Source organism: Enterobacter sp. ODB01 (assembly GCF_001623605.1).
Lineage (GTDB): Bacteria > Pseudomonadota > Gammaproteobacteria > Enterobacterales > Enterobacteriaceae > Enterobacter > Enterobacter kobei.
On sequence record NZ_CP015227.1, the window covers coordinates 4,138,350 to 4,163,863 of the forward strand.

Annotated in this window: 21 protein-coding genes; 12 read left to right on the forward strand and 9 right to left on the reverse strand. The window is 55.2% G+C overall.

All coding sequences use genetic code 11. The annotated features are described in order from the left end of the window. Nucleotides 1–12 precede the first annotated feature (12 nt). The gene (gene folE / locus A4308_RS19720; RefSeq protein WP_014884567.1) at nt 13–681 is read right to left on the reverse strand and encodes a GTP cyclohydrolase I FolE; all 669 of its coding nucleotides are present in this window, start codon (nt 679–681) and stop codon (nt 13–15) included. Nucleotides 682–783: 102 nt separating this feature from the next. Next, nucleotides 784–1,932 carry a YbfB/YjiJ family MFS transporter gene (locus A4308_RS19725; RefSeq protein WP_045280981.1) on the reverse strand — a complete coding sequence of 383 codons (1,149 nt, stop codon included), beginning with the start codon at nt 1,930–1,932 and terminating at the stop codon, nt 784–786. A gap of 138 nt (nt 1,933–2,070) precedes the next feature. Here A4308_RS19725 and fghA point away from each other — a divergent pair, with 138 nt between their 5' ends. Next, nucleotides 2,071–2,898 carry an S-formylglutathione hydrolase gene (gene fghA, locus A4308_RS19730; protein ID WP_045280980.1) on the forward strand — a complete coding sequence of 276 codons (828 nt, stop codon included), beginning with the start codon at nt 2,071–2,073 and terminating at the stop codon, nt 2,896–2,898. Between the two features lie 259 nt (nt 2,899–3,157). Beyond that, on the forward strand, nt 3,158–5,143 hold the full coding sequence (locus A4308_RS19735; RefSeq protein WP_045268787.1) for a ligand-gated channel protein: 1,986 nt from the start codon (nt 3,158–3,160) through the stop codon (nt 5,141–5,143). A 53-nt stretch (nt 5,144–5,196) separates the two neighbouring features. Here A4308_RS19735 and lysP read toward each other — a convergent pair whose 3' ends face one another. Next, nucleotides 5,197–6,666, reverse strand: a complete 1,470-nt coding sequence (lysP, locus tag A4308_RS19740; RefSeq protein ID WP_014884571.1) for a lysine-specific permease — start codon at nt 6,664–6,666, stop codon at nt 5,197–5,199. A gap of 169 nt (nt 6,667–6,835) precedes the next feature. Next, nucleotides 6,836–7,702 carry a DNA-binding transcriptional regulator YeiE gene (gene yieE, locus A4308_RS19745; RefSeq protein WP_014884572.1) on the reverse strand — a complete coding sequence of 289 codons (867 nt, stop codon included), beginning with the start codon at nt 7,700–7,702 and terminating at the stop codon, nt 6,836–6,838. Between the two features lie 97 nt (nt 7,703–7,799). Here yieE and A4308_RS19750 point away from each other — a divergent pair, with 97 nt between their 5' ends. After that, nucleotides 7,800–8,846 carry a YeiH family protein gene (locus tag A4308_RS19750; protein ID WP_014884573.1) on the forward strand — a complete coding sequence of 349 codons (1,047 nt, stop codon included), beginning with the start codon at nt 7,800–7,802 and terminating at the stop codon, nt 8,844–8,846. A 64-nt stretch (nt 8,847–8,910) separates the two neighbouring features. Then, the gene (gene nfo / locus A4308_RS19755) at nt 8,911–9,768 is read left to right on the forward strand and encodes a deoxyribonuclease IV (RefSeq protein ID WP_063308758.1); all 858 of its coding nucleotides are present in this window, start codon (nt 8,911–8,913) and stop codon (nt 9,766–9,768) included. 45 nt (nt 9,769–9,813) lie between these two features. Here the strand turns inward: nfo and fruA are convergent, their stop codons facing one another. Genes fruA through fruB form a run of 3 tightly spaced genes read right to left on the reverse strand, consistent with a single transcriptional unit; the run spans nt 9,814 to nt 13,590 of the window. Continuing rightward, entirely contained in the window at nt 9,814–11,505 is a 1,692-nt protein-coding gene (fruA, locus tag A4308_RS19760) for a PTS fructose transporter subunit IIBC (RefSeq protein WP_045280979.1), read from the reverse strand. Between the two features lie 16 nt (nt 11,506–11,521). After that, a complete protein-coding gene (gene fruK / locus A4308_RS19765; protein ID WP_008500936.1) occupies nt 11,522–12,460 on the reverse strand; it encodes a 1-phosphofructokinase in 939 nt (312 codons plus the stop codon). Next, on the reverse strand, nt 12,460–13,590 hold the full coding sequence (gene fruB / locus A4308_RS19770) for a fused PTS fructose transporter subunit IIA/HPr protein (RefSeq protein WP_045280978.1): 1,131 nt from the start codon (nt 13,588–13,590) through the stop codon (nt 12,460–12,462). Before fruB ends, fruK begins: the two co-directional genes overlap by 1 nt. Nucleotides 13,591–13,951: 361 nt before the next feature. Between fruB and setB the strand changes: the two genes are divergently transcribed. Further along, entirely contained in the window at nt 13,952–15,133 is a 1,182-nt protein-coding gene (gene setB, locus A4308_RS19780) for a sugar efflux transporter SetB (protein WP_045280977.1), read from the forward strand. On the opposite strand, the gene A4308_RS19785 is transcribed toward setB, so the two are convergent. After that, entirely contained in the window at nt 15,130–15,384 is a 255-nt protein-coding gene (locus A4308_RS19785) for a YkgJ family cysteine cluster protein (protein ID WP_023330932.1), read from the reverse strand. The genes setB and A4308_RS19785 overlap by 4 nt on opposite strands. A gap of 161 nt (nt 15,385–15,545) precedes the next feature. Here A4308_RS19785 and yeiP point away from each other — a divergent pair, with 161 nt between their 5' ends. Further along, complete coding sequence (gene yeiP, locus A4308_RS19790; protein WP_014884579.1) at nt 15,546–16,118, forward strand: elongation factor P-like protein YeiP; 573 nt, start codon at nt 15,546–15,548, stop codon at nt 16,116–16,118. A 120-nt stretch (nt 16,119–16,238) separates the two neighbouring features. Here the strand turns inward: yeiP and uxuA are convergent, their stop codons facing one another. Further along, entirely contained in the window at nt 16,239–17,429 is a 1,191-nt protein-coding gene (gene uxuA, locus A4308_RS19795) for a mannonate dehydratase (protein WP_014884580.1), read from the reverse strand. A 205-nt stretch (nt 17,430–17,634) separates the two neighbouring features. Between uxuA and A4308_RS19800 the strand changes: the two genes are divergently transcribed. The 6 genes from A4308_RS19800 (at nt 17,635) to A4308_RS19825 (ending at nt 25,507) form a co-directional block, all read left to right on the forward strand. Then, on the forward strand, nt 17,635–19,101 hold the full coding sequence (locus A4308_RS19800; protein ID WP_045281826.1) for a mannitol dehydrogenase family protein: 1,467 nt from the start codon (nt 17,635–17,637) through the stop codon (nt 19,099–19,101). A 123-nt stretch (nt 19,102–19,224) separates the two neighbouring features. Next, a complete protein-coding gene (locus A4308_RS19805; protein ID WP_045281825.1) occupies nt 19,225–20,211 on the forward strand; it encodes a CobW family GTP-binding protein in 987 nt (328 codons plus the stop codon). Between the two features lie 33 nt (nt 20,212–20,244). Continuing rightward, nucleotides 20,245–20,958 (forward strand): phosphatase PAP2 family protein, encoded by a 714-nt coding sequence (locus A4308_RS19810; RefSeq protein ID WP_014884583.1) that lies wholly within the window; start codon nt 20,245–20,247, stop codon nt 20,956–20,958. Nucleotides 20,959–21,373: 415 nt separating this feature from the next. Further along, nucleotides 21,374–21,943 (forward strand): bifunctional murein DD-endopeptidase/murein LD-carboxypeptidase, encoded by a 570-nt coding sequence (gene mepS / locus A4308_RS19815; RefSeq protein ID WP_014884584.1) that lies wholly within the window; start codon nt 21,374–21,376, stop codon nt 21,941–21,943. 127 nt (nt 21,944–22,070) lie between these two features. Then, nucleotides 22,071–23,627: a cyclic di-GMP phosphodiesterase gene (locus A4308_RS19820; protein WP_014884585.1), complete on the forward strand. Its 1,557-nt coding sequence runs from the start codon at nt 22,071–22,073 to the stop codon at nt 23,625–23,627. 74 nt (nt 23,628–23,701) lie between these two features. Further along, the gene (locus A4308_RS19825) at nt 23,702–25,507 is read left to right on the forward strand and encodes an extracellular solute-binding protein (protein WP_045281824.1); all 1,806 of its coding nucleotides are present in this window, start codon (nt 23,702–23,704) and stop codon (nt 25,505–25,507) included. The last annotated feature ends 7 nt before the right edge of the window (nt 25,508–25,514 follow it).

Genomic DNA, 25,514 nt, shown 5'->3' on the forward strand with positions numbered 1-25,514 from the left:
TGCCCTGTGAGATTAGTTGTGGTGACGCACGGCGCGCAGGAACTCCTGGCGGGTGTTCTGGCTCGATTTAAACAGACCGCCCAGCGAAGTGGTGGTGGTTGCACTGGTCGCATCACGTACGCCGCGGGCTTTCACGCAGTAGTGAACGGCATCGATGGAGACCGCCACGTTATTGGTGCCCAGCAGCGTTTGCAGGGCAATCAGGATCTGCTGCGTCAGACGCTCCTGAACCTGAGGACGCTGCGCGAAGAACTGCACAATACGGTTGATCTTCGACAGACCAATCACCGTATCTTTCGGAATGTAAGCCACGGTCGCTTTACCGTCGATAGTAACGAAGTGATGTTCGCAGGTGCTGGTCAGCGTGATATCACGTACCGTGACCATCTCGTCCACCTTCATCTTATTCTCGATAACGGTAATTTTCGGGAAGTTGGCGTAATCCAGGCCAGAGAAAATTTCGTCGACGTACATTTTCGCGATGCGCTTAGGCGTCTCCATCAGACTGTCATCGCTCAGATCGAGATTCAGCAGTTGCATGATCTCGGTCATATGCCCGGAAATCAGACTTTTACGGGTTTCATTGTCCATATCCTCAACGGGCGGACGCAATGGCGTTTCGAGACCGCGCGCAAGCAGGGCTTCATGGACCAGGGCAGCTTCTTTACTGAGTGATGACATTTTCTTCTCCTGCAGGTGTGGCGTCTTTCGCCCTCGTTGTGGCAAAAGTATGCGCTCATTGTGCGTGAGGCGACGCACATAATCCAGTATTCACGACGATAATTATTGCAATTGCTGTTGCCTTTCAGCGTGACGATTCCAGACCAGCGCGCCGCCGATGAACAACGCGACGCCCGCCAGCCCCAGCGCAGGCTCCAGCCGCTGGGTTAGCCAGGTCGATAATGCCGACGTCACCGGGCCAATCAACTGCCCGATGGCATACCCGGTGGTGAGCAGTCCCGCCATATAACGCGTGTGGTTCGGTGCCAGCTCTCGGCCGTATAAAAGAGAGAGCTGCACGGCGCAAAGGAACCCACCACCTACCAGCAGCCCGCCCGTCAGCAAACCGCCGATGCCCGGCAGCAGCCAGGCCGCCAGGACACCCGCGCCCTGAAGCCACAGCACGATAGCCAGCCTGCGGTTAGCCGTGGAGATATGTCGCAAGGCAATGCTGAGCGCAATCCCCACCACAGCGGCGAGACCAAAAATCGGCCAGACAAACTGGGCAAACAGGCTGCCAGGAAAGCGCACGGCGGCCATTTGCGATAAAAAGGTCGCCGGAAGGATATAGCCAAATCCCGCCAGGCTGTAGCTCCAGACCAGGCGCTTTAAATCCGCGGTCAGCCGCAACGGCTCAGGCGCAGTCCCCGGGCGATGAAGCTGGCCCGCACGCGGCAGATAGCGTGCCACCAGCGCAATCAACACGAGCGCCAGCACGCCGTAGATCTGCCACGCCGCACCGGCCGAAAGGGATTTCGCCTGAATATAGACCGCGAGCAGGCCGCTCAGGGCGATACCCGCGCCGGGGCCGGCAAACACCGCAGCACTGAGCCCCGGTTTACCCAGTTGCCCCAGCCGCTCGTTGGTCCAGGCGGCAATGAGTACCATTGACCAGCCACTCATGCAGCCGATCGCAAAGCGCAGCAGGCCATGTACGACGGCGTTATCCGCCGCCGCGGAGAGCAGCGTCAATGCAACCGCACCCGTAATGCCGAGCCAGAGCCGCGTTTCAACAAAGCGGTGCGCGCGCATGGCATCCCATGCTCCCACCAGATAGCCAAGATAATTCATCGCCGCCACCAGGCCTGCGCTGGTGAGCGTGAGTTGCCCGGCGGCAATCATCAGCGGTACCTGAGGCGTAAAGGCAAAGCGCCCTATCCCCATCGCCACCACCAGAACGACAAACCCACTAAGCGCGATACGCAGCGCCATGACCGCTCCAATTGTTAAAGAAAAGTAAATTTATGATGCAACATCTTGCCGTTCCGCGAAAGTGAAAGTTGCTCACAGGTAAATGAAAACGCTGTATTATGATGCCAATGAATAGCTATTCTCATTAAGGAGCCTTGCATGGAACTGCTCGAAGAGCACCGTTGTTTTGAAGGTCGACAGCAGCGCTGGCGGCACGACTCCACCACGCTGAACTGCGCCATGACGTTCAGTATTTTCCTGCCTCCGGCAGACAATCCGCCTGTTCTGTTCTGGCTTTCTGGCCTGACCTGCAACGACGAAAACTTCACAACCAAAGCCGGTGCGCAGCGTATTGCGGCCGAGCTGAGTATCGCGCTGGTGATGCCCGATACCAGCCCCCGTGGGGACGATGTGGCGGATGATGCAGGATACGACCTGGGTAAAGGCGCCGGGTTTTACCTGAATGCGACCGAGCAGCCGTGGGCGAGTCACTATCGTATGTATGACTACATCCGTGACGAGCTGCCTGCGCTGATTCAGGCCGAATTCGCGGTAAACGATCGCTGCGCCATCAGCGGACATTCCATGGGCGGACACGGGGCGCTAATCATGGCGCTGAAAAACCCCGAGAAATATACCAGCGTCTCTGCGTTCGCGCCGATTGTTAACCCAACGCAGGTACCGTGGGGACAAAAAGCCTTCACCCACTATCTGGGCAAAGATGAAACTAAATGGCAGGAATGGGACAGCTGTGCGCTGATGCTGGCGAGCGACTCAGCGAATGCGATCCCGATGCTTATCGATCAGGGCGATGCGGATCAGTTCCTCGCCGGGCAACTCCAGCCCGCCGTTTTAGCTGAAGCGGCACGCCAGAAGGACTGGCCGCTCACGCTGCGCATTCAGCCAGGATATGACCACAGCTATTACTTTATGGCCTCCTTTATTGAGGATCATCTCCGCTTCCACGCGGCGCATTTGTTCGCGTAATTTTCGCTATTTGCCCGATAGCCTCTCGCCTGTCGGGCTTTTACCCTTATTGACATAATCCTATCCGCTTGAATCCAGGCTATTTTCTTGCCAACACATCAAACACAAATGATTTCAATTATCATTTGTGTTTACAATTATACATTCTTTTGTACAATTCCAGACTCTTCTCCATCACAAAGAGTTCTTACAAGACAAATACATACAGTTCTCAGGGTTATCCCGATGGAGTTTTTTTCTTTTTATATGGAATGTACAAATGACAATACCACGCGTTAAATTGCTGGCCGCTGCCATTGGCGCCGCCACACTTTCCTCCTTCGTTCACGCAGCCGATCAGGACACCGTTGTCGTCACTGCGACGGGTTTTGAACAAAAAATCCAGAATGCCCCCGCCTCCATCTCGGTGATTTCAAAACAGCAGATTGAAGATAAAGCCTACCGTGATGTCACGGATGCCCTGAAAGACGTCCCGGGCGTCGTCGTTACTGGCGGCGGGAGCAGCAGTGATATCAGTATTCGCGGCATGGCATCGCAGTACACGCTGTTCCTGGTGAACGGCAAACGCGTGAGTACGCGCAGTACCCGCCCAAACAGCGACAACTCGGGCATTGAACAAGGCTGGCTGCCGCCGCTGGAGTCCATTGAGCGTATCGAGGTTATCCGTGGCCCGATGTCCTCACTTTACGGTTCTGATGCTATGGGTGGAGTCATCAACGTCATTACCAAAAAAGTGTCGAACACCAAGGCCTGGACAGGTTCGTTGCATGGCGATGCAACCTTCCAGGAAAACAATGATTCCGGTGATATCTTTCAGACCAACGCCTACGCTTCAGGTCCCCTGATTGACGGGCTGCTTGGCGCAAAAGTGACGGGGCTTTTGTCACGCCGCGCAGAAGATAAGATTGTAAACGGGTATAACGAGCAGAAAATGCGTAACGGCGGTATTACGTTGAATTTCACGCCGGACGAGCAAAATGATTTCGACCTCGACTTTGCCCGTGAACTTCAGGACAGAAACAGCACGCCGGGGATGTCGAAAGCGACGGAAACCTGCCGTGGAACGACCTGTACGCCAAATACCAAAAGCGAAACCCGCTATGAACATACCACCTACTCATTAACCCACAGCGGTTATTACGACGACTTCAATACCACCAGCTATATCCAACAGGAAGAGACGAATAATCCGGATCGTGAAATGCGCTCGTACAACACCACCTTCAACAACCAGAACCAGATCTTCCTCGCCGATCATACCCTGACTCTCGGCGGGCAATATCGCTATGAGAAACTGCGCGACAACGGCAATCAGCTGGAGGCTGCCGATGGCCTGAACAAACTGACACGCTGGAGTTGGGCACTGTTTGCCGAAGATGAATGGGCAATGACGGAAAGCTTTACGTTAACCGGCGGCCTGCGCATGGACAAAGACCAAAACTATGGTACTAACTGGACGCCACGTGGTTACGGTGTATGGCACCTCGCCGATCAGTGGACATTGAAAGGCGGGGTTTCTGCGGGCTACCGTGCACCGGACCTGCGTCAGTCGTCTGCCAGCTGGGGGCAGGTAACGGGTGGTGGCCGTCTTGACGGTATCATCGTTGGCAACCCGGACCTGAAACCAGAGAAGAGTCTGAGTGAAGAGATCGCCCTGCTCTGGGATAATAACGACAATCTTAATGCCGGTGTGACGCTGTTCAATACCGACTTCAAAGACAAAATTACTGAAGTTCGCCGCTGTAACAGCAGTTCCGATCCCGCCTGTACGATTGGCGATCACAGCTATGATTTCGTGAGCGACCGCGTCAACGTGGACAAAGCCAACATGCGCGGCGTGGAGTCTACCTTCGGCTGGAAAATCACGCGCGATGTGAACTGGACTGCCAACTACACTTATACGGAATCCGAGCAGAAGAGCGGCCAGTTCTCCGGTAAGCCGTTGAACAAAATGCCAAAACATATGTTCAATACCACCCTGGACTGGCAGGCGACACCAGACGTCGGCTTCTGGAGTCGTCTGAACCTGCGCGGTAAAACGTCTGAGTATCTGAGCCGTACATCGATGTCCCAGGGTACACCGTCCTATACCCAGGTGGATGTGGGTCTGCGCTACAACGCGAACAAAAACCTGCTTGTGACTGCCGGTGTGTATAACGTGCTCGATAAGCAAATTGATTACGATACGTATGACACCGTGCTTGATGGACGTCGTTATACCGTGGGCATGACTTACAGCTTCTAACCGCCCATAAAAAAGCCCGCTCAGTTGAGCGGGCTGAAAGAGAGGAATTGCGGTTATTGTTTAAATCGTTCCGGGAATTCCATTTCACTGTAGCGAACGAAGTGTGTTCCTTTCGTCAGTTTGTAACCAAACCAGATGATCAGGAACAGCGGAATACCAATGTAGGTTGCCGTGACGGCGCCCCAGTCGATAGTATCCGCGAGGAACGCTTCATAGTTCTGACCCAGCGTAATAATCAGACACAGAATGAAGGCGAAAATTGGCCCCAGCGGGAAGAACCCTGAGCGATACGGCAGGTCGTTCAGATCATGACCTTGCATTACGTAACCGCGACGGAAGCGATAGTGGCTGATGGCAATGCCCAGCCAGGCGATAAAGCCCGTCATCCCGGAGGTGTTAAGCAGCCACAGGTAAACCGTCTGGTTGCCGAACATGGAGGTCAGGAAGCACAGACCGGCAATCACCGTGGTGGCGTACAGAGCGTTACGTGGCACACCACCGCGAGACAGTTTAGCGAAGATGCGCGGCGCTTTACCGTCGCAGGCCAGGGTGTAAAGCATACGGGTGGACGCGTACATACCGGAGTTACCCGCAGACAGCACTGCCGTCAGGATCACCGCATTCATTACCGCCGCCGCAGAGAGCAATCCCGCGTGCTGGAAGACCAGAGTGAACGGGCTAACGCTGATGTCTTTCACATCGTTACGCAGCAGGCTTGGATCGGTATACGGAATGATCAGGCTGATAATCAGGATCGCGAACACGTAGAACAGCAGGATACGCCAGAAGACCTGACGCACCGCGCGCGGAATGTTCTTCTCCGGGTTTTCAGATTCACCGGCCGCAATACCAATCAGCTCGGTGCCCTGGAAGGAGAAGCCGACAATCATCGCCACGCCAATCATGGCCGAGAACCCACCGGCAAACGGCGCATCGCCTATTGTCCAGTTGCTCCAGCCCGCAGGCTCTGCCCCTTTGAAAATACCAACGATCATCGCCACACCGACGACGATAAAGATGATGACGGTTGCCACTTTGATCAAAGAGAACCAGTATTCCGCTTCACCAAACCCGCGTACGGAGATGTAGTTCAGCAGGAAAATGACGACCAGGAACAACGCGCTCCAGATCCAGCCCGGCGTGTCCGGGAACCACCAGGTCATCACCAGCTGTGCGGCGACGAGGTCAACGGCGATGGTAACAGCCCAGTTGTACCAGTAGTTCCAGCCCAGCGCGAAGCCGAAGCCTTCTTCCACGTATTTTTGTCCGTAGGTCGAAAACGAACCGGATACCGGCATGTATGCCGCCAGTTCACCCAGGCTGGTCATCAGGAAGTAGACCATCAGGCCAATCAGGATATAAGAGAATAATGCCCCACCCGGGCCAGCTGCCGAAATCGTTGCGCCAGAGGCAACGAAAAGACCTGTACCGATGGAGCCGCCAATGGCGATCATCGTCAGGTGACGCGCCTTGAGTTCACGACGTAGCGTGGGCGCTTCTGTGGTTTTAGTTTCTGAAACCATGTGAAAATGCTGTCCATTCAATAAATGAGGCGCGATTGTAGCAGACGATCGGCGTTCCTTCCGGCAGAAATACTCAGTTATAAGAGAGCTTCATGACGCGGCCAGGATTATAAGTAAAGCATCATTTTTCCCTCCCCTCTTGGGGAGAGGGCCAGGATGAGGGGCAATTTCACATCTCGCAATAGCGCAGAAAACGCTGCAGCGAACTGGAAAGGTGTTTCTGACGATGATGGATGCACCACAGCGTGCGCACCAGTTTAGGCAATGGAACAGGAATTTCCACCAGCGATCCCGTCTCAAGCTGTTCGGCAATCACGCGTCGGGAAAGGCAGCTGATACCCAGTCCATGACGCACCGCATGCTTAATCGCCTCCGAGTTCCCCAGCTCCATTCCCAGCTGGAAATGCGGCAAATGAGACAGCAGCAGGTAATCGACAATTTCACGCGTGCCGGAACCCTGCTCGCGCAGGATCCACTGAGCCTGCGCCAGGCGCTCCAGCGTCACCTCGCCCTGTAATAAAGAAGAGGCCGGGGAGGCAAACACTACCAGCTCGTCTTCCAGCCAGGGCTCGGCGATGATATCGACGTTGTGGCACGGACCTTCAATGAGACCGATATCCACGCGAAAATCGATCACCGCGTTGATGACGTCCTGGCTGTTACCCACGCTCATCTCCAGCGGCAACGAGGGAAAATCCCGGCGATAGCGGGCAATCACTTCCGGCAGGATGTAGTTACCGATGGTACTGCTGGCAAAAACGCGGATCGCGCCGTTGTCTTCGCGGAACAGCTGTTCAATTTCGATAGCCTGCTCCAGCAGGGCCAGCGCGCGCGGGTAAAGCAGGCGGCCATGCTCATTGACCACCAGACGCTTCCCTACCCTGTCGAAAAGCTGAACGCCTAACTGTCCTTCAAGATCGGTCAACGCCGCGCTAACGGCAGACTGAGAGAGCGCCAGCATTTGTGACGCCTGAGTCGTAGAGCCGCTCTTCAGCACTTCGGCAAACACTTCCAGCTGACGCAATGTAATGTGCATGGTCACTTACCACTTATATAGATTGATTATAAGTATATAATCAATTTTATTTTTAAGCCAGATCGCCGTAACCTTTAGCCAGACAAAGGAGAAGGTTATGTCAGAACTCACCTTACAACATCATCGTACAGTGTGGCACTTCGTGCCGGGTCTCGCTCTCAGCGCCGTCGTCACCGGTGTGGCCTTATGGGGCGGCAGTATACCGGCAGTGGCCGGTGCCGGGTTTAGTGCCTTAACGCTGGCTATTTTGCTCGGCATGGTGGTCGGGAATACCGTCTACCCGCACATCTGGAAATCCTGCGACGGGGGCGTCATTTTCGCCAAACAACATTTATTACGTCTGGGCATTATTCTTTACGGTTTCCGCCTGACCTTTTCGCAGATTGCGGATGTCGGCGTGAGCGGGATTGCCATTGATGTCCTGACCCTTTCGAGCACCTTTATGCTGGCGTGCTTTATCGGCCAGAAGGTGTTTGGCCTGGACAAGCAGACCAGCTGGTTAATTGGCGCAGGCAGCAGCATTTGCGGTGCGGCAGCGGTACTGGCAACGGAACCGGTCGTTAAAGCTGAAGCCAGTAAAGTGACGGTGGCCGTCGCGACGGTGGTCATCTTCGGTACGCTGGCGATCTTCCTTTATCCGGCTATGTATCCGCTGGTGGCGCACTGGTTTAGCCCGGAAACCTACGGCATCTATATCGGTTCGACGATGCACGAGGTGGCGCAGGTGGTCGCGGCAGGTCACGCCATCAATCCGGAAGCGGAAAATGCCGCGGTCATCGCCAAAATGCTGCGCGTCATGATGCTGGCCCCGTTCCTGATTTTCCTGGCCGCGCGGGTTAAGCAGCTGGCTCCGGCAGGTGGCAGCGAGAAAAGCAAAATCACCATTCCGTGGTTTGCGATCCTGTTCATCGTGGTCGCTATCTTTAACTCGTTCCACCTGCTGCCAAAAGCGGTCGTGGATATGCTGGTGACGCTGGATACGGTGCTGCTGGCCATGGCGATGGCGGCTCTGGGTGTGACCACGCACGTCAGCGCCCTGAAAAAAGCCGGCGCAAAACCGCTGCTGATGGCGCTGGTGCTCTTTATCTGGCTGATTGTGGGCGGCGGCGCGATTAACCTCGCCGTACACAGCCTGATGGCATAAACCCTCTCGTCGTTCTCCTGTTAACCCGTTATGATAAGCGTTTCGGGTTAACAGGAGTCTTTTTATGAAATATGTTGGAGCGCACGTCAGCGCTGCAGGTGGCCTTGCAAACGCCGCCATTCGCGCCGCCGAAATCGAGGCAACCGCTTTCGCCCTGTTCACCAAAAATCAGCGCCAGTGGCGCGCCGCACCGCTCACCACCGACGTGATTGATGATTTCAAAGCCGCCTGTGAAAAATACCACTACGGGCCGGGCCAGATCCTTCCCCACGACAGCTATCTGATTAACCTCGGTCATCCGGTTCAGGAAGCGCTGGATAAATCCCGCGAGGCGTTCCTTGATGAAGTGCAGCGCTGTGAACAGCTGGGGCTGACGCTGCTGAACTTCCATCCGGGTAGCCATCTGATGCAGATCGACGAAGACGCCTGTCTGGCGCGTATTGCTGAGTCCATCAACATCACCCTGGAGAAAACCAACGGCGTGACCGCGGTGATCGAAAACACCGCCGGTCAGGGCAGCAATCTCGGTTTTAAGTTCGAACATCTGGCGGCGATCATCGACGGCGTGGAAGATAAATCCCGCGTGGGCGTGTGCATTGATACCTGTCACGCGTTTGCGGCCGGTTACGATCTGCGTACAACCGAGGCAACGAAAAACACGTTCGATGAGTTTGAGCGCATCGTGGGCTTCAAGTACCTGCGCGGTATGCACCTCAACGATGCGAAAAGCGCCTTTGGTAGCCGGGTTGACCGCCACCACAGCCTGGGCGAAGGCAATATCGGTCACGATGCATTTCGCTTTATTACGCAGGATGCCCGTTTCGACGGTATCCCCATGGTGCTGGAAACCATCAATCCGGATATCTGGGCGGAAGAGATCGCGTGGCTCAAGGCACAGCAGACCGCTGAACAGGCGGCATAAAAAAAGCCGGGTTGCTTAGCACCCGGCTTTTTTGTTGCTTATCGCTTACGCTGCTTTTGCAACCACTTCCGCTTCCGGACGTTTCAGCACCGCGTAAGAGAGACCCGCCACCAGCGTACCGGCAATGATAGCCAGCAGGTAACCCAGTACCGGGGTGATTGCGCCTGGGATCAGCAGGACGAACAGACCACCATGTGGTGCCATCAGCTTCGCGCCAATCGCCATGGAGATGGCCCCCGTCACCGCACCGCCCACGATACAGCATGGCAGTACACGCATTGGGTCACGCGCCGCGAACGGGATTGCACCTTCGGTGATGAAGCACAGACCCAGCACCAGCGCCGCTTTACCACCTTCCTGCTGCGCTTTGTCGAACTTACGACGGGCGATAATGGTCGCCAGGCCGAGCGCCAGAGGTGGCACCATACCGGCCGCCATGATCGCCGCCATCGGCGCGTAGGTCTGGGTACTCAGCAGGCCAACGCCAAACGCGTATGCCGCTTTGTTCACCGGACCGCCCATATCGGTACACATCATACCGCCGAGGATTGCGCCCAGCAGAACCGCGTTCGCCGTACCCATGGTTTGCAGCCAGTGGGTCAGACCCGTCAGGATGCCCGCTACCGGTTTACCGATGAGGTAAATCATCGCCAGACCCACCACCAGGCTGGAAATCAGCGGGATGATGAGAATCGGTTTCAGCGCTTCCATACTCTGCGGCAGCTTCAGCTTCGAGCTGATCAGCTTCGCGACGTAACCGGCCAGGAAACCGGCAATGATACCGCCGATAAAGCCGGAACCGGTGCTGACAGCCAGCATACCGCCGATAAGACCCGGCGTCAGACCAGGACGATCAGCGATGGAGAAAGCGATAAAGCCTGCCAGAACCGGCACCATCAGCGCGAACGCTGACCCCCCGCCGATCTGCATCAGCGCAGCCGCAAGCGTACCTTCTTCTTTAAATGCTGTAATACCAAACGCAAACGAGAGCGCGATACACAGACCACCCGCCACCACCATCGGCAGCATGTAAGACACACCCGTCAGCAGGTGACGGTAGGCCCCCGCAGACTCTTTCTTCCCTTCGGTGGCGGTTTTAGCCGCACCGGTAGCCTGGTAAGGTTTGGCTTCCGCCAGCGCTTTATCAAATTCCTGAGCGGTCTTTTTCAGCGCCAGGCCGGTTGAGGTGCGGTACATCGGCTTACCGGCAAACTTCGCCAGATCGACTTCGATATCGGCCGCCACAATCACCAGATCGGCTTCCGCCACTTCTTCCGGGGTGATGGCGTTACCGGCACCCACGGATCCACGGGTTTCGACTTTTACCCACCAGCCGCGTTTTTTCGCTTCGGTTTCAATGGCTTCAGCCGCCATAAAGGTATGCGCTACCCCGGTTGGACACGCCGTTACCGCCACAATGCGTTTCGGCCCGGTGGCTGCAGCCGCGGTCGGTGCTGTCGCGACAGGTGCGCTGTAAACCGACGCGTGGCCTTTCGCTTCACTCAGGAACAGTTCTGGATGTGCCACCGCGCGATTAATATCGCCCAGCCACACTTTTTTGCCGTTCAGCGCACTGTCCGCAGGGATTTTATCACCCAGAACAATCGCCAGTTCAGCATCACCCGGGTTATCAATGATGTCCAGGTGTGCTTTTTGTGCCGCCGCGCCCAGCAGGGTCTTCGCCATATAGGCGCGAGCCTGTCCGAGACCGGAGTCAATGATCAGCAGCGTTTTCATTATTCCTCTCCTGCTGTTAGTTAAAAGGTTTTAAGTCAACGCGCGCCATCATCGCGGCTAACTGGGTACGATCGGTAATACCGACATTGCTCTGGCTCACGGCCAGGGCTGCAACGGCGGTGGCAAGACGTAACGTATGTTCACTGGATTCACGCATCAGCAGGCCGTAAATCAGGCCGCCAACCATCGAATCCCCAGCGCCAACGGTACTCACAACTTCCATTGACGGCGGTTTGGCAATCCATTCGCCAGAAGCGTTAACCCACAACGCGCCTTCTGCACCCAGCGAGATCACGACGTGAGCGATACCCTGCTCACGCAGCGCATGGGCTGCATCAATCACATCTTTTAATTCTGGCAGCTTACGGCCAGCCCAAATCTCCAGTTCGCGGCGATTCGGCTTCACCAGCCATGGAGACGCTTTCAGACCCGCAACCAGTGCGTCACGGCTGCTGTCGAAAATAATGCATGGGCACTGGCTACGCAGGCGCGTCATCCAGTCGGTAAACGCTTCCGGGCTCACGCCGGACGGCAGGCTGCCGCTGACGCACACCATGTCGAACTGACCGAGCCAGGTGAGGGAGTCGTTAACAAAGCGCTCCCAGTCTGACGGGGTGACTTCGAAGCCAGAGAAGTTCAGGTCGGTCACTTCACCGTCTTTCTCCGTCAGCTTGACGTTGATACGGGTACGGCCCTGAACGACCTGGAAGCGGTTAGCAATGCCCAGCTCGCTGAACAGCTGCTGGAAACCGTCCTGGTTATCTTTACCGAGGAATCCACCCACGGTGACATCGATACCGAGATCCTTGAGCACTTTCGCGACGTTAATCCCTTTGCCCGCAGCATGCAGGCCAGTGGTACGCACGAGGTTTACTTCGCCGCGCTCAATCTCCGGGCAAAACCCCACCAGGTCATATGCCGGGTTCAGCGTAATAGTCGCAACACGTCTGCTCATTATGCGCCCTCCCCCAGACCTGCCGCGATGGCGTCGCCAATCGCTTTCAGCGCCTGTTCAGCATCAGCACCCTGCGCGGTGAAACGCAGACGGTGACCTTTCTTCACGCCCAGCGCGACCACTTTCATCAGACTACGGCCGTTGGCCGGTTTGCCCGTGCCATCAAGGTTAGCCACGGTGATCTCACTTTCGAATTGTTTAATGGTATTCACCAGCATGGTGCCTGGACGGGCGTGCAGGCCGTGTTCGTTACGTACCACGAACTCAGCGGTCAGCAGGTCATCCGTCAGCGCATCATCACTGGTCAGCAGAGCCAGCACGGTGGCAGCATCCGCGTTCAGCAATTTTTCAGCTTTATTATTCAGCAGCAGATCGCCCAGACGCTTCAGCACCGACACTGGCTGCTCATCGTTCATCGTCACGGTGACCAGCATGGCGGCAGGCTCACCCTCAACGTCAAACGCTGTGGCTGCACGGCTCACCGCGATAGCACTGCGCAGGTTGCCTTCAGCACTGTCGTTCAGCCAGATACCCTGGCCAAGATTCAACGGTTTGTCGTTAATCACGCGCGTCACGAAGGTGGCATCAGCCGCCCCGGCTTCTTTAAGACGACCCGCATTCAGCGCCTGCAGCGTGACCAGATCCGAAGCCACTACATCCAGCGTCAGCGTGTCATTATCCAGTTTCAGCGCTTCACTCTGTTTTTCACCCATCAGCAAGGCACGCAGCTCTTCAGCGGTTGTCGCAGACTTCAGCTGTTCCGCCACGGCGTCATCACTCAGGACATGCGTTAGCTGACGCAGCAGACCCAAATGTTCGTCGCTGCTGGCCGCAATGCCGATAGCCACATACGCTACCTGACCTTCGCCCCAGAGCACGCCCTGCGGGAACTGATAAACCTTCACGCCGGTTTTCAGCACCTGGTCGCGGGTGTCTGTTGTACCGTGCGGAATGGCAATCCCATTACCGAGGAAGGTGGAGGTCTGCTGCTCGCGCGCCAGCATACCGTTTACGTAGCCGTCCGCGACGTTGCCTGCCTGCACAAGGGCAGCGGCGACCTGACGAATAGCCTCTTCTTTATCCCCGGCCTGAGCGCCTGGGTGAATATCCTGAACAGATAACTGGAACATGGTTCTCCTCTCCTGCTGAAAGTGAATCGTTTCAGCTTACATGAGAAAAAATACGCTAGCCTGCTCCGTTTGCTAAAACAAGATAGCGCTGAAACGTTTCAAAAAGTCTTGCGCTTTCTGCAATGTCTTGCAAGAAAAGTCGTATTTCCGATCTCAGAATTTAGAGATGCAGCACATTTCTTCCGCATTCAGCTGAATTTTGCTGAAGTTCAGCAAATCAGTTTCAGCTAAGTTCAGCCAGCAGGGTGAGAAGTTGAAATGCCATTTTGATTTTTCGTGGCATCATTGACCTCGTCCACTGTTTATTTTTTAGCTAACGGCGTAAACTCCGCCCCTCTCTGTTACTCGCTAATTATAAAACATGCATAACACCCCTGCGGCCACCTCGCCGAAGCCCTTCGATTTGACGTCAACGGCGTTCCTGATTGTTGCCTTCTTCACGGGCATTGCTGGCGCGTTGCAAACCCCAACGCTGAGCTTATTCCTGACCAACGAGGTTCACGCCCGTCCTGCGATGGTTGGCTTCTTTTTTACCGGGAGCGCCATTATCGGCATCCTGGTAAGCCAGTTCCTGGCGGGCCGTTCCGACCGAAAAGGCGATCGTAAAAGCCTGATCGTTTTCTGCTGCCTGATGGGCGTCCTGGCCTGCGTTTTGTTTGCCTGGAACCGTAGCTACTTCATTTTATTGTTCGTGGGGGTTTTTCTGAGCAGCTTTGGCTCAACCGCCAACCCGCAGCTGTTTGCCCTCGCCCGCGAGCATGCCGACCATACCGGGCGTGAAGCGGTGATGTTCAGCTCGGTCCTACGTGCTCAGGTGTCGCTGGCGTGGGTGATTGGCCCGCCGCTGGCTTACGCGCTGGCGATGGGGTTTGGCTTTACGGTGATGTACCTGAGCGCGGCGGTCGCGTTTGTGGCGTGCGGTGCGATGGTGTGGTGCTTCCTGCCGTCAATGCGCAAAGAGCCCAAAGTGGCGACAGGCGTCCTGGAGGCCCCGCGCCGTAATCGTCGCGATGCCCTGCTGCTGTTTATTATCTGCACGCTGATGTGGGGCACCAACAGCCTGTATATCATTAACATGCCGCTGTTTATTATTGATGAACTGCATCTGCCGGAGAAACTGGCCGGCATAATGATGGGCACCGCTGCTGGTCTGGAGATCCCAACCATGCTGATAGCGGGCTATTACGCGAAGCGTTTCGGAAAACGTTTTTTGATGCGCATCGCGGCCGTCGCCGGGCTGCTGTTCTACGTTGGTATGCTGACGGTCCATACGCCGGAGTTGCTGCTGGCTTTACAGCTGCTGAACGCCATCTATATCGGGATTCTGGCGGGGATTGGCATGCTCTACTTCCAGGATCTGATGCCGGGCCAGGCAGGCTCAGCGACCACCCTTTATACTAATACCACGCGCGTGGGCTGGATTATTGCAGGCTCCATGGCCGGGATCGTTGCTGAGATCTGGAACTACCACACGGTGTTCTGGATTGCGCTGGTGATGTGTACGCTGACCATTGGCTGTCTGGCGAGAATCAAAGACGTTTAAGGCGCGGTGAGCGCTTCCAGCTCAAGCAGATAGAGCATCGCCTGCGCGCGCGAACTGCCGCACATCTCGACCCCAGGCTGCAGCCCGGAGCAGACCTTCGGGCGCAGGGGCGAACCAAAGATCATACACAGGTTGGATTCAGAGAGCTGAACACAGCGGGTATTGGCGGGCTTGCCCTCCGGCATTCCGGGTATCGGGCTTGAAATGGACGGAGCGGTACAGCACGCGCCGCAATCTGGACGACAATCCATACATGCTCTCTCAGTGACGAAGCCCGTGCAGTCGGGCATCGGGCGCACAGTAACACCTTTTGTGCATTGATAGCAAAAGCCACGAATTCCGCTTGCCTGAAAGGCCGCGCACGAGTAATTTGGCGCGATATTTTTTACCTCCCGTAAACAGGATTATTGCAATGCCAAGAGCGAACGAAATTAAGAAAGGTATGGTACTGAATTACAACGGCAAACTGCTGATTGTGAAAGACATCGACATTCAGGCTCCCAGCGCCCGTGGTGCTGCCACGCTGTACAAAATGCGTTTTGCCGATGTGCGTACCGGCCTGAAAGTGGAAGAGCGCTTTAAAGGTGACGATATTGTCGATACCGTGACCCTGACCCGTCGCTATGTTGATTTCTCTTACGTCGACGGCAACGAGTACGTGTTCATGGATAAAGAAGATTACACCCCGTATATCTTCACCAAAGATCAGATTGAAGAAGAGCTGCTGTTCATCCCTGAAGGCGGTATGCCTGACATGCAGGTTCTGACATGGGATGGCGTGCTGCTGGCGCTGGAACTGCCTCAGACCGTCGATCTGGAAATCGTTGAGACGGCACCTGGCATCAAGGGCGCATCCGCAAGTGCCCGCAACAAACCTGCCACTCTGACCACCGGTCTGGTTGTGCAGGTGCCGGAATACCTCTCCGCAGGCGAGAAAATCCGCATCCATATCGAAGAAAAACGCTATATGGGTCGCGCTGACTGATAGCGTATCGTGCTTTTCGCCCGGTGGCGCTACGCTTACCGGGCCTACGAAACCAGCTCTGAAGCTGGTTTTTTGTTTCTGTAGGCCGGGTAAGGCGAAGCCGCCACCCGGCAATTCCGGTTACAGAAGCTCCGGATACTTCGTCATCTTCAGCGCCAGCTCAACGCCGCGCACTTCCGCCATCCCTTTCAGTCGGCCTATCGCCGAATAGCCTGGGTTGGTTTTCTTGCGCAGATCGTCCAGCATCTGGTGCCCGTGGTCCGGGCGGAACGGAATAGGACGGACATCGCCAGCCTGCTTACGACGCGCCTCTTCTGCCAGGATGGCATCGACCACCGCGACCATATTGACGTCTCCGCCCAGGTGCGCGGCTTCGTGGAAGGTCTTAGGATTATCCTCCCGGCAGGTTGCGCGCAAATGCGTGAAGTGAATGCGATCGCCAAAGGCTTCAATCATCTGCACCAGGTCGTTATCCGCGCGAACACCGTAGGAACCCGTACACATGGTAAAGCCGTTATAGATGCTGTTGACCGTCTCTTTCAGCCACTGCATATCTTCAATAGTGGAAACGATGCGCGGCAGACCGAGGATAGGACGCGGTGGATCGTCCGGATGCACGGCCAGACGCACGCCGACTTCTTCCGCAACCGGTACGATAGCGCGCAGGAAATAAGCCATGTTTTCACGCAGCTGGTTCTTATCAATATCGCCGTATTCCGCCAGACGCGCGCGGAACTGGTCCAGCGTGTATCCCTCTTCTGCGCCCGGCAGGCCCGCAATGATGTTGCGGGTCAGCTTTTCAATATCCGCTGCACTCGCGTCATTAAACCATTGAAGCGCCTGCTGCTGCTCTTCAGCGGTGTAATCCGCGTCGGCGCCAGGGCGTTTCAGGATGTGCAGCTCAAATGCCGCAAAGGCAATCTGGTCGAAACGCAGCGCTTTTGAGCCGTCCGGCATCGGGTATTCCAGATCGGTCCGCGTCCAGTCCAGAATAGGCATGAAGTTATAGCAAACCGTATCAATGCCGCAGGCCGCCAGGTTGCGAATGCTCTGCTGGTAGTTCGCAATCCAGGTCTGGTAATCCCCGGAATGGGTTTTGATATCTTCGTGGACCGGAATGCTCTCCACGACAGACCAGGTTAATCCCTTCTCCGCCAGCAGCGCCTGGCGCTGTTGAATTTCCTCAACCGGCCAGACCTGGCCGTTAGGAATGTGATGCAGCGCCGTCACGACACCCGTTGCGCCAGCCTGACGCACATCATCAAGAGAAACCGGATCGTTCGGCCCGTACCAACGCCAGGTTTGTTCCATTGCCTCACCCTCTAAAGTTGTTATACCAATATGTGTTACCGCAATGACGACTACCATACATGTTTAGCGTACAGGGTCAACATACCGCCACACGTTGATTGATCTAACTCACAGAACGGGGATATTTACGGCTCACCAATTTTATTTGCTGTCATATAACTTTACACTGGCATTGTTAATTAATGGTTAATCAGGTGTGTATTTCATGAAGACAATTGCCTCCACCTCGCTTCCTGCCCATGTTCAGCAACCTCGCTACGATCGCAAGCAATTACGCTCCCGGATCGTCCATTTTGGCTTTGGCGCATTTCACCGCGCGCACCAGGCGCTGTTAACAAACCGGGTGTTGAATGAAAAAGGCGGCGACTGGGGGATTTGTGAAATTAGCCTCTTTAGCGGCGATGTGCTGATGGGCCAGCTACGCGGGCAGGATCATCTGTTTACCGTGCTGGAGAAAGGTGCTGAAGGAAATCAGCCAATCATTGTCGGCGCCGTTCATGAATGCCTGAATGCAAAGCTTGATTCCCTGTCCGCCATTATTGAGAAATTTTGTGAGCCCCAGGTGGCGATTGTATCGCTCACCATCACCGAGAAAGGCTACTGCATCGATCCCGCGACCGGTAAGCTGGATCGACAAAACGCGCGGATCCAGCACGACCTGGACAACCCCGCCGAACCGCATTCTGCGCCTGGGATCCTGGTCGAGGCGCTACATCGCCGCCGCGAGCGAGGTTTGCCAGCGTTTACCGTGCTTTCCTGTGACAATATTCCTGACAATGGCCACGTGGTGAAAAATGCCGTGCTTGGCATGGCGCAGAAACGTTCCCCGGCGCTGGCGGAGTGGATCGAAGGCCACGTGAGTTTTCCGGGCACGATGGTCGACAGAATTGTTCCCGCGGCGACGGAGGCCTCGCTTGCAGAAATCGCCGATGCGCTCGGCGTCGACGATCCGTGTGCCATCAGCTGCGAGCCGTTTATTCAGTGGGTGGTGGAAGATAATTTTGTTGCCGGGCGTCCGGAGTGGGAAGTGGCAGGTGTCCAGATGGTGCAGGACGTTCTGCCGTGGGAGCAGATGAAATTACGCATGCTCAACGGCAGCCACTCTTTCCTGGCGTATCTGGGATACCTCACCGGGTACGCGCATATTAATGAATGTATGGAGGATGCCGCCTTCCGTGAAGCCGCCCGGCGGTTAATGCTGGAGGAGCAGGCGCCTACGCTGCGTATAAAGGATGTGGACCTGACCGCCTATGCCGACAGCCTGATTGCGCGCTTCGCCAACCCGGCGCTGCAACACCGGACCTGGCAGATTGCGATGGACGGTAGCCAGAAACTGCCGCAACGGATGCTGGATGGCATCCGCATCCACCTTGAGCGAAACACCGACTGGCCTCTTCTGGCACTGGGCGTTGCCGGCTGGATACGGTACGTCAGCGGTACCGACGAACGCGGCAACGCGATTGATGTTCGCGATCCCCTCAGCGATAAAATTCGCGCGATTGTCGGGGCCAGCCGCGACGCTGACCGCGTTAACGCGCTGCTGGGGCTGAGCGAGGTCTTTGGCCACGATCTCCCCCAGAATAGCGTATTTGTTGAGGCGGTAAGCGAGGCATACGCGCGCATCACCCGCCACGGCGCCCGTCAGGCTGTTATAGAAACGTTAAATATTTAACGATTATTGCGCTTAACGCGAACGGACGTCGCCGCCGTTCGCCCTTCCCCTTCTCATTGGGTACGTTTTTCGCCAGGATAAGAGAATAGTGTTATAGCATCACAATTCTCGTCTGGAGTGCATGTGACCAAAACGAACCTCATCACCGGTTTTCTCGGCAGCGGTAAAACCACCTCAATTCTCCATCTGCTGGCGAATAAAGATCCTGCAGAGAAATGGGCCGTACTGGTCAATGAATTTGGCGAAGTGGGCATTGATGGTGCGCTGCTGTCAGAGAGTGGCGCAATGATTAAAGAGATCCCCGGCGGGTGCATGTGCTGCGTCAATGGCCTGCCGATGCAGGTCGGGCTCAATACGCTACTGCGTCAGGGTAAACCGGACCGCCTGCTGATTGAGCCTACCGGTCTGGGCCATCCGAAGCAGATCCTCGATTTGCTGACCGCACCGGTCTACGAGCCGTGGATTGATCTGCGCGCCACCCTGTGTCTGCTCGACCCGCGTTTGCTGCTTGATGAAAAAGCGGTGGCCAATGAGAACTTCCGCGATCAGCTCGCCTCGGCGGACGTTATTGTCGCTAATAAAGAAGATCGCGCCACGGCGGAAAGCCAGGCCGCGCTGGAGGCGTGGTGGCAACATTTCGGCGGCAATCGTACCCGCGTGCAGAGCACCCAGGGAAAAATCGATAGCGCCCTGCTCGACCTTCCTCGCCAGAATCTGGCGGAACTCCCGGCCAGCGCGGAGCATGCTCATCACCATCCCGTTAAACAGGGACTGGCGGCGCTTAGCCTGCCAGAGCACCAGCGCTGGCGGCGTAATCTGAATAGCGGCCAGGGATATCAGGCCTGCGGATGGATTTTCGATGCCGATACGGTTTTCGACACCATAGGCACCCTTGAGTGGGCCAGACTTGCGCCGGTTGATCGCGTAAAAGGCATTATGCGCACGCCAGACGGGCTGGTGCGAATCAACCGCCAGGGCGAGGATTTCTTTATCGAAACGCAAAACGTCGCGCCGCCGGATAGCCGAATAGAGTTAATTAGTGCGGTTAACGCCGACTGGAATGCCCTGCAGTCCAGCCTGTTGAAGCTTCGTTTAAGTTCAGGCGGCTAACGTTGCCCCAGTTTTCACTCTATGCTGAACGTTATGACAACTCGATTTCCCCTGATATTACTGCTTAATGTCGCCGGTCTGGCGCTGTTTTTCTCCTGGTATATCCCGGCGAATCACGGTTTCTGGTTCCCGCTGGATTCAGGCCTGTTTCATTTCTTCAACCAGGCGCTGGTGAAGAGCGATGCGTTTCTGTGGCTGGTGGCAATCACCAACAACCGCGCCTTCGACGGCATTTCCTTGCTGGCGATGGGCGGTCTGATGCTCTCTTTCTGGCTCAAAGAGGATGGCACAGGGCGTCGCCGTATCCTGATCATCGGTCTGGTGATGCTTCTGGCTGCGGTGGTTATTAATCAGCTGGCGCAACATCTGATGCCGGTAAAACGCGCCAGCCCGTCGCTCTCTTTCCCGAATATTTACCGCGTCAGCGAATTGCTGCATATTCCAACGAAAGATGCGTCGAAAGACAGTTTTCCGGGCGATCACGGCATGATGCTGCTTATTTTTTCGGGTTTCATGCTGCGCTATTTCGGCAAGAAGGCATTCACTATTGCCCTGCTTATTGTGGTGATATTTGCCTTCCCGCGCGTGATGATTGGCGCTCACTGGCTGACGGATATTGTCGTGGGTTCTCTTTCAGCAGTGCTGATTGGTCTGCCGTGGGTGCTGATGACCCCCTTGAGCGATCGCCTGATTGCCGTTTTTGATCGCTATCTCCCGCGCAGAAAGCAACAAGTATTAAACAAATAACTACCGTTTTTTAACGTTAACCGTCAGGGATCATTGCGATCCCTGATAGATCACGTCCCCCGATCCTTTCACGCTGTCATATTCTCGTCATCGTATTCATGATAAAAATGAAGCAATTGCGCGATAACGCTGCGGATCTGCCGCTATTTTGAGCAATTGCCCATTTTTACTTTCTGTATCACAATTTCTTATAAAAAAAACGGTTTTTTTACTCGCAATACCCCAGGCAATCGGTTAATCTCGAACTCGTTTTGCCCCATAGGGATAATTATTTCGATGGTGAATAATTTTGTGCGCTGTGCCACAAATGTCATCAGAAACAATTGTCTCATTGTGTACAGATAATTAGTCTCGTCACGTTTGGCATTTTTATAACGATATTTGTCGTTAAGGACTTCAAGGGAAAATAAACAAAATGGTCAAATCTCAACCGTTTCTGAGATATATCTTACGGGGGATCCCGGCGATAGCAGTCGCGGTACTGTTATCTGCATGTAGTACATCGAACACCGCAAAGAATATGCATCCTGAGACGCGTGTTGTGGGAACGGAAGATTCCTCTTCACTGCAAGCTTCTCAGGATGAATTTGAAAATATGGTACGTAATCTGGACGTGAAGTCCCGTATTATGGACCAGTATGCTGACTGGAAAGGCGTGCGTTATCGTCTTGGCGGCAATACTAAAAAAGGTATTGACTGTTCCAGTTTTGTACAACGTACGTTCCGTGAGCAATTTGGATTAGATCTTCCGCGTTCGACCTACGAACAGCAGGAGATGGGCAAGTCAATTTCCCGCACCAAGCTGCGCACCGGTGACTTAGTTCTGTTCCGTGCTGGTTCAACAGGTCGACACGTTGGCATTTACATTGGTAATGACCAGTTTGTACATGCCTCCACCAGCAGCGGCGTCACCATCTCCAGCATGAACGAACCGTACTGGAAGAAGCGCTACAACGAAGCGCGCCGCGTACTGACACGCAGTTAATATCATGATTGTATCGCTGGTTATCCCTTGGCTGGCGATATAATAAAAAAAAGCACTGCTTAGGCGGTGCTTTTTTTTGCCCGTTACACTGAATATAATCAGCGGCAATTCAGGAATCACGACGTTTATGCTCACCCGCTACTTCGCCAGTCATCGCAAGATACTGTTCTTCAGCATTATTACCGGCCTGATCGCGGCTATCCTACTGGGCTCATTGCAATTTTTCTGGAGCTACCATAAGCGGGAAATCCGATTCGATACGCTAATTAAGGATGTGAGCATCTACATGGAGAACTATTTCGAGGAGCTGAAAACCTCGATCGACGTACTCCAGCCGCTCACGCTGAATAATTGCCAGGACGTTAACGCGGAGCTTACCTCGCGCGCGGCCTTCAGCATCAACGTGCGCGCCTTTCTGCTGGTCAGAAACAAAATGGCGTTCTGCTCGTCAGCCACAGGGCCGATGAATACGCCGATGGAGGAGCTGATACCCGAACTGCACATCAACAAGCAGATTGATATCGCACTGCTGCCCGGCACGCCCATGCTGCCCAACAGACCCGCCATTGCCATCTGGTATCGTAATCCGTTAGTGAAGGACGGCGGCGTATTCACCTCGGTGAATCTCAACCTGACGCCGTACCTGCTTTATACCGCGCGCCAGGAAGAGTTTGCCGGCATCGCGATTATCATCGGCGACAATGCATTATCCACCGCCTCAAGCACCCTCGTCAGGGCGCGTGATTTACATCAAACGCCTGCGCGCACCGCGACGCTCACAGAGGTCCCTCTGACCATCAAACTGTACGCCAGGGAGTGGACGAGCGACGAGATCCTCTTCGCCCTGTTCTTCGGACTGTTATGCGGGATTGCGGCAGGGTCGCTTAACTTCTACATCCTCACCCTGCGTCTCAACCCGGGCAAAGAAATTCTGAGCGCCATCAAGCGCGGTCAGTTTTATGTGGTTTATCAGCCAGTGGTGGATACGGATGCACTGCAGATGCGGGGCGTTGAAGTGCTGATGCGCTGGAAACACCCGACCATGGGTGAGATCCCACCGGACGCCTTTATCAATTTTGCCGAAGCGCAAAAGCTGATTGTCCCGCTGACGCTGCATCTGTTTGACCTCATCATTCGCGATGCGCCGGTGTTACAAACCGTGCTGCCGCCGGGCGCAAAACTGGGGATCAATATCGCGCCGGGGCATCTGCATGCGGAAAGCTTCAAAGATGATATGCGCACCTTCAAAAGCTTACTGCCGCCAGATTACTTCCAGATCGTGCTGGAGATCACCGAGCGCGACATGCTTAACCATCGGGAAGCCAGCAGCCTCTTCGAATGGCTACATAACGAAGGATTCGAAATCGCCATTGATGATTTCGGTACCGGCCACAGTGCGCTGATCTATCTTGAACATTTCACCATGGACTACCTGAAAATCGACCGTGGGTTTGTCAACGCAATTGGCACCGAAACCGTCACCTCTCCGGTGCTGGATGCTGTGCTGACGCTGGCAAGAAAGCTGAATATGTTAACCGTTGCGGAAGGGGTGGAAACGCCGGAACAGGCAGCCTGGCTGCGTGAGCATGGCGTCCACTTCCTGCAGGGATACTGGATTAGCCGTCCTATGCCGCTGGAACAGTTCCGCACCTGGCAAAATAAGGTGTCGTCTCAGGCCGAATAATTTCACATTGCCTGTGACGTCACTTATTATTCAGCTTAACTGAGCCGGTCTGTAAAAAAGGGAGCCGCCGCGAGATGTTTATGCGCTTCATGTTGCTTTTGTTGGTATTAGCAAGCCTGTCGAGCCAGGCGCAAACCATCAAAGAAAACATCGCGTTCGCCGTGATTGGCGAGCCAAAGTACGCGGTCAATTTTACGCACTTCGATTACGTCAATCCTGCCGCCCCCAAAGGCGGAAAGGTCACGCTCTCCGCCACGGGAACATTTGACAATTTTAACCGCTTCGCCCTGCGTGGCGTCGCGGCGGCGCGAACGGAATCCCTTTACGATACGCTTTTTGTGACCTCCGATGATGAACCCGGCAGCTACTATCCGCTGATTGCTGATAATGTCCGCTATGCGGATAACTTCGCCTGGGCCGAAATTTCGCTCAACCCTCGGGCCCGTTTTCACGATGGCTCGCCGGTTAAGGCCAGCGACGTGGCCTTTACGTTTCATAAATTTATGACCGAAGGCGTACCCCAGTTCCGCATTGTGTATAAAGGCGCAACGGTGCGCGCCATTGCCCCCCTGACCGTGCGCATCGAGCTGAGCGAGCCGAATAAAGAGAATATGCTCAGCCTGTTTTCGCTGCCGGTTATGCCTGAATCGTTCTGGAAAAAGCATAAGCTCAGCGACCCGCTCTCCACGCCGCCGCTGGCCGGCGGCCCCTACCGCATCACCGACTGGCGCATGGGGCAGTACGTGGTCTATTCCCGGGTGAAAGATTACTGGGCGGCAAACCTGCCGGTAAACCGTGGGCGCTGGAATTTCGACATCCTTCGCTATGATTACTACCTTGACGATAATGTCGCATTTGAAGCGTTCAAAGCGGGCGCCTTCGATTTACGCGTGGAGAGCAGCGCGAAAAACTGGGCGACCCGTTATATCGGCAAGAATTTCGCGAAAGGCTATATCGTCAAAGACGAGCATAAAAACGAATCCGCCCAGGACACGCGCTGGCTGGCGTTTAATATTCAGCGTCCGGTATTCGCTGACCGCCGCGTTCGGGAAGCGATTTCCCTGGCCTTTGATTTTGAATGGATGAACAAAGCGCTGTTTTACGGGGCTTACAGCCGTGCGAACAGCTATTTCCAGAATACGGAATATGCCGCGCGTGATTATCCGAAAGCCGACGAACTGGTTCTGCTGGCCCCGCTGAAGGCGGAAGTGCCGCCGGAGGTGTTTACCACGGTCTTTCAGCCCCCGGCCTCAAACGGTGACGGCTACGACCGCGACAACCTGCTTAAGGCCAGCAAGCTGCTGGATGAGGCGGGCTGGCACCTTAAAAATCAAAAGCGCGTGGATGCCAAAACGGGTAAGCCTCTCAGCTTTGAGCTGCTGCTCTCATCCGGGGGCAACGATCAGTGGGTACTGCCGTTTAAGCACAACCTGGAGCGACTGGGGATTACCATGAACATTCGCCAGGTCGATAACGCGCAGATCACCAACCGCATGCGCAACCGTGATTACGACATGATGCAGCGTCTGTGGCCGGCTCAGCCGTGGCCGAGCTCGGACCTGCAAATTTCCTGGGCTTCCAGCTACATCGACTCCTCATACAATGCGCCAGGCGTAAAAAGCCCGGCGATTGATGCGCTGATTGCGAAAATTGTGGCGGCGCAGGGCGATAAAGAAAAACTCCTGCCGCTCGGCCGTGCCCTCGACAGGGTCTTAACCTGGAACTACTACATGCTGCCCATGTGGTATATGGGCGAAGACCGCCTGGCTCGCTGGGATAAATTCTCCGTACCTGCCGTGCGCCCTGTCTACTCGCTGGGCTTTGACACCTGGTGGTATGACGTTAATAAAGCCGCCAGACTGCCCGCTGAGCGGCGATAAGGAATCA

Excerpts from the sequence above, each read along its gene's own strand:
- folE (WP_014884567.1), bottom strand. The coding sequence starts at position 681 with ATGTCATCACTCAGTAAAGAAGCTGCCCTGGTCCATGAAGCCCTGCTT.
- A4308_RS19725 (WP_045280981.1), bottom strand. The coding sequence starts at position 1,932 with ATGGCGCTGCGTATCGCGCTTAGTGGGTTTGTCGTTCTGGTGGTGGCG.
- fghA (WP_045280980.1), top strand. The coding sequence starts at position 2,071 with ATGGAACTGCTCGAAGAGCACCGTTGTTTTGAAGGTCGACAGCAGCGC.
- A4308_RS19735 (WP_045268787.1), top strand. The coding sequence starts at position 3,158 with ATGACAATACCACGCGTTAAATTGCTGGCCGCTGCCATTGGCGCCGCC.
- lysP (WP_014884571.1), bottom strand. The coding sequence starts at position 6,666 with ATGGTTTCAGAAACTAAAACCACAGAAGCGCCCACGCTACGTCGTGAA.
- yieE (WP_014884572.1), bottom strand. The coding sequence starts at position 7,702 with ATGCACATTACATTGCGTCAGCTGGAAGTGTTTGCCGAAGTGCTGAAG.
- A4308_RS19750 (WP_014884573.1), top strand. The coding sequence starts at position 7,800 with ATGTCAGAACTCACCTTACAACATCATCGTACAGTGTGGCACTTCGTG.
- nfo (WP_063308758.1), top strand. The coding sequence starts at position 8,911 with ATGAAATATGTTGGAGCGCACGTCAGCGCTGCAGGTGGCCTTGCAAAC.
- fruA (WP_045280979.1), bottom strand. The coding sequence starts at position 11,505 with ATGAAAACGCTGCTGATCATTGACTCCGGTCTCGGACAGGCTCGCGCC.
- fruK (WP_008500936.1), bottom strand. The coding sequence starts at position 12,460 with ATGAGCAGACGTGTTGCGACTATTACGCTGAACCCGGCATATGACCTG.
- fruB (WP_045280978.1), bottom strand. The coding sequence starts at position 13,590 with ATGTTCCAGTTATCTGTTCAGGATATTCACCCAGGCGCTCAGGCCGGG.
- setB (WP_045280977.1), top strand. The coding sequence starts at position 13,952 with ATGCATAACACCCCTGCGGCCACCTCGCCGAAGCCCTTCGATTTGACG.
- A4308_RS19785 (WP_023330932.1), bottom strand. The coding sequence starts at position 15,384 with ATGGATTGTCGTCCAGATTGCGGCGCGTGCTGTACCGCTCCGTCCATT.
- yeiP (WP_014884579.1), top strand. The coding sequence starts at position 15,546 with ATGCCAAGAGCGAACGAAATTAAGAAAGGTATGGTACTGAATTACAAC.
- uxuA (WP_014884580.1), bottom strand. The coding sequence starts at position 17,429 with ATGGAACAAACCTGGCGTTGGTACGGGCCGAACGATCCGGTTTCTCTT.
- A4308_RS19800 (WP_045281826.1), top strand. The coding sequence starts at position 17,635 with ATGAAGACAATTGCCTCCACCTCGCTTCCTGCCCATGTTCAGCAACCT.
- A4308_RS19810 (WP_014884583.1), top strand. The coding sequence starts at position 20,245 with ATGACAACTCGATTTCCCCTGATATTACTGCTTAATGTCGCCGGTCTG.
- mepS (WP_014884584.1), top strand. The coding sequence starts at position 21,374 with ATGGTCAAATCTCAACCGTTTCTGAGATATATCTTACGGGGGATCCCG.
- A4308_RS19820 (WP_014884585.1), top strand. The coding sequence starts at position 22,071 with ATGCTCACCCGCTACTTCGCCAGTCATCGCAAGATACTGTTCTTCAGC.
- A4308_RS19825 (WP_045281824.1), top strand. The coding sequence starts at position 23,702 with ATGTTTATGCGCTTCATGTTGCTTTTGTTGGTATTAGCAAGCCTGTCG.